Origin of the sequence: Mesotoga infera (genome assembly GCA_011045915.1) — a bacterium.
Taxonomy (GTDB): Bacteria; Thermotogota; Thermotogae; order Petrotogales; family Kosmotogaceae; genus Mesotoga; species Mesotoga infera_D.
Map to the genome: position 1 here is coordinate 1 of DSBT01000024.1, position 3208 is coordinate 3208.

At 48.9% G+C, this 3208-nt stretch carries 4 protein-coding genes; 1 reads left to right on the plus strand and 3 read right to left on the minus strand.

Features of this window, described 5'->3' with window-relative positions; all coding sequences use genetic code 11:
- The first annotated feature begins 12 nt into the window (after positions 1-12).
- A complete protein-coding gene (locus ENN47_00780) occupies positions 13-162 on the plus strand; it encodes a hydrolase-like protein (protein ID HDP76726.1) in 150 nt (49 codons plus the stop codon).
- Positions 163-788: 626 nt separating this feature from the next.
- Here ENN47_00780 and ENN47_00785 read toward each other — a convergent pair.
- From ENN47_00785 to ENN47_00795, 3 genes are all read right to left on the minus strand, one after another.
- The gene (locus tag ENN47_00785; protein HDP76727.1) at positions 789-1025 is read right to left on the minus strand and encodes a hypothetical protein; all 237 of its coding nucleotides are present in this window, start codon (positions 1023-1025) and stop codon (positions 789-791) included.
- Positions 1026-1218: 193 nt separating this feature from the next.
- Positions 1219-2247: an L-threonine dehydrogenase gene (locus ENN47_00790; protein ID HDP76728.1), complete on the minus strand. Its 1029-nt coding sequence runs from the start codon at positions 2245-2247 to the stop codon at positions 1219-1221.
- A gap of 11 nt (positions 2248-2258) precedes the next feature.
- The coding region (locus ENN47_00795) for an aldo/keto reductase (protein HDP76729.1) at positions 2259-3208 on the minus strand (950 nt) is incomplete at its 5' end.

Below are 3208 nucleotides of genomic sequence, written 5' to 3' on the forward strand. Positions count from 1 at the left end.
GGTAGCAGGCTGGTGGCATCAAGGTCAGAAGTGATGCTGCCTCCGGCAGGAAGTGAGGCTCGCTGGCGCGAGGAAGTGATGCCCGGAAGGGCATCCGGGGAAGTGATGCTGGCGCTCACGCACCAGGAGGTTCTGTCTCCTGCCTCTCTTGTAGGTGCCTGATAGATTGTCTGAGTATGTAAATAAGATTGTGTAAACCCTCTAGAATGGAAGAGAAGAATGGAGGGAAAAGAAGATGAAATTTGACAGAGATCGGAAGATCAAGAGAAACTGGTTGGCCGTTGAATGGTTCTCCGTTCGCCGACGAGAGCCGTGAAGTAATAGTATCGAGATTCCGACCAGGAGCTTTGTCGGAATGACGGAATTGGGCGTTTCGGAATAACCGTCCTTGGTCAAACCATTATTTAGAGAGTAGAGATAAGGGAAAAGCAAAGAGGGCAGGTAAGGTTCTGGGATCTTGAAAAGCCTTGAAGAGCTCTTCAATTTCCCTCAAGAGCTCATCATTACACATGAGTCAGGGAGTTAAATTTCATTAATATGTTGGTTCTCGTGCGAATGCTGTGTTTGGCTCTTGATGATCCTGATCTTAAGTCCTCCCTTGAGGGAGGAGGGCCACGTAGTGGCGGAGGGTGTTGGTCTTTGTATGCGAAAAAGCCGATGCTCTGAAATAGTCCGATGTGAGTGGTTGCTCGATGTTAGTTCTTGGTCTCTGGTAGGAGCATAAATATGGATCACAGATTAAATAACGTGAAGTAGTGAACATATCGCTCAATTTTCAACAGGCCAATCTATTCTAAACGTTGTTCAAAGAGCACACACCCCACCGCAAGCGGTCCCCCCCGCTCAAGCGGGGATTTAAGATCAAGAACGTAGAGATCCATGAAACCGCCATTATTTACTACTAATGCTAACTGATTCTGGAAATGAGGAGCAAAATGATTGAGCTCCAAAGAAGACGATGTGGGTAGTGATGAGCTCTCGAGAAGGGTGTCGACGGCTCCATCGTCGACGGGTTGTGTGCACATCAAGAACCGACCTCATTTTCAGTCATGATGGAATTCTTTGCCAAGAACGAACAACCTGGACGCGCGGTGTCGGAACGAAGAACCGGTTCTTCTCGGAGGACGGCGGACTGTTGACCGATGATGATCATCCTTTCTCTTCAGGTTGATCTCAAAGAAAAAGGCCCGCCATTGCGGCTGGCCCCTGTATTCATTCTCAATCTAGCATTACTGCCTTTATTACTTTGTCCTTCTCGTTCTCGGCCTTGACCATCATCTCACCTATATCTTCCAGTTTGAAGGTATCGGTGATCAGCGGTTTCACATTTACTGCTCCGCTCTTTATCATATCTACGCATCTTGGGAAGTACAGAGCCGGAACTGCATGGGAGGCTCTAAGCTGAAGCTTGCTGAAGTGGAACTTGTTCGCATCGAATTTTATGAACCGTCCCTCACCGTAGTCTATTCCGATGAAGCCGACGACTCCTCCAAAATTCATGACGTCAAGAACTTCGGGAATCACGTAAGGCGGTGCGGTTACGAGAGCTCTATCGACTCCGCCCTTAGGGAATTTATAGGAGCTGATCGGGGTCTTGTCGACGAATATGACATCCTCCACTCCGAAGCTCTTTGCGACATCAATCCTTATCTTAGATCTTGAATGGTTGGCGACAAAGATTCTTCTAGCTCCCATGGCTTTGACTATCTGAACGGCCATGAGACCGATCGGGCCTAGGCCAACGACCAGCACGTCGTCGTTCAGCTTGGGATCAACCGTGTATGTGAGGTCCAGCGCAACTCCCATTGGCTCGACGAGAGATGCCTCCTCAAAAGGAACTCCCTCGAAGGGAACTGCATTTTGCTTGTCAATTATTACCTTCTCGGCAAAGCCCATCGTGAGATTCTCTTTTTCGGCCCTTATGAAGACGTTGGGCGCTCTGTCATGGCAGAGATCTACTCTCCCGTTTCTGCAGTCCTCGCAAGTCCCGCAAAAGGAGCCGCTTTCTACCAGCACGCTCTGACCGACCTCGACATTTTCTACATTTGAACCAACTTCTTCTACAATGCCGACTATCTCGTGGCCGAAAGTTTGCCAGTCTTTGGCTTCGGTTCTAGCTGTGTGAAGATCTGTTCCGCAGATTCCCGAGGCCTTTATCTTCAGCAGTACGTCATTTGGTTCCAGAGGGGGAAGATCTACCTCCCGGATCTCGAATTTAAACGGTGATTTCACAAACGCGGCTTTCAAATAGACACCCCCTACAGCTCTAGATTGGAACTGGAGATTATCTCTTCTATCCTTTCGTATAGGTCATCATTCATATCCCATTCGACGGCGCCGAGATTCTGCTCTATCTGTTCGACCTTCTGAGCACCCGCGATAACCGATGTAACCGCTTCATTTCGGATAAGCCAGTTTATAGCTATGTGACTCAGAGGCTTACCTATCTCATGGGCCAGCCTGTTCAGTTGCACGACGACCTCGTAGTATTTCTTGAACTCAGGTGTACTTAGCTTCGGATTTGCTGCCCGCACGTCATGTTCGCTGAACTTCTTCTTATCGCTTATCGCTCCAGCCAAGAGGCCCTGGAAGAGCGGGCTGTATGGCAGAAAGGCCATTCCATTCTCCAGAACGAAGGGAAGGACTTCCTCTTCGACTCTGTAATCGAGCGGAATATTGTGGTAGCTCTTTGGATTCCTTTCGAGCAAATTGTAGAGGCCCTGCATGCTGCATATCTCTCCCACCTTCATTGCTCTTCTTGCCTCGGGGATTGAAAAGTTTGACAGACCTATGTATCTGATCTTTCCCTCTCTTTTCAGATCGACCATAGTCTCCATTGTCTCTTCGATTTCGACTTCTGGATCGGGCCAGTGTAGCTGATAGAGATCCACATGATCTGTTCCGAGTCTTCGGAGACTATCTTCGATCTCTCTTCTTACGCTCTCTGGTTTGAGACAGTTTCTCGTTCTTCCCTGATCGTCCCAGAGAAGACCGCACTTAGTTGCAATAAAGATCTTATCCCTAGAGCCTTTCATTGCCTTCCCAAGTACCTCCTCAGCATGTCCCAGACCGTATACCGGCGCCACATCGAAGAAGTTTATTCCTCCGGCTATTGCCCTCTCAATAGTCTTGATCGAGTCTTCGTCTGTCGTCCCATCCCAGAATGACGGACCGGAGATTCCCCAGCAACCGTAACCGAGCGCCGATA

Excerpts from the sequence above, each read along its gene's own strand:
- ENN47_00785 (HDP76727.1), bottom strand. The coding sequence starts at position 1,025 with ATGTGCACACAACCCGTCGACGATGGAGCCGTCGACACCCTTCTCGAG.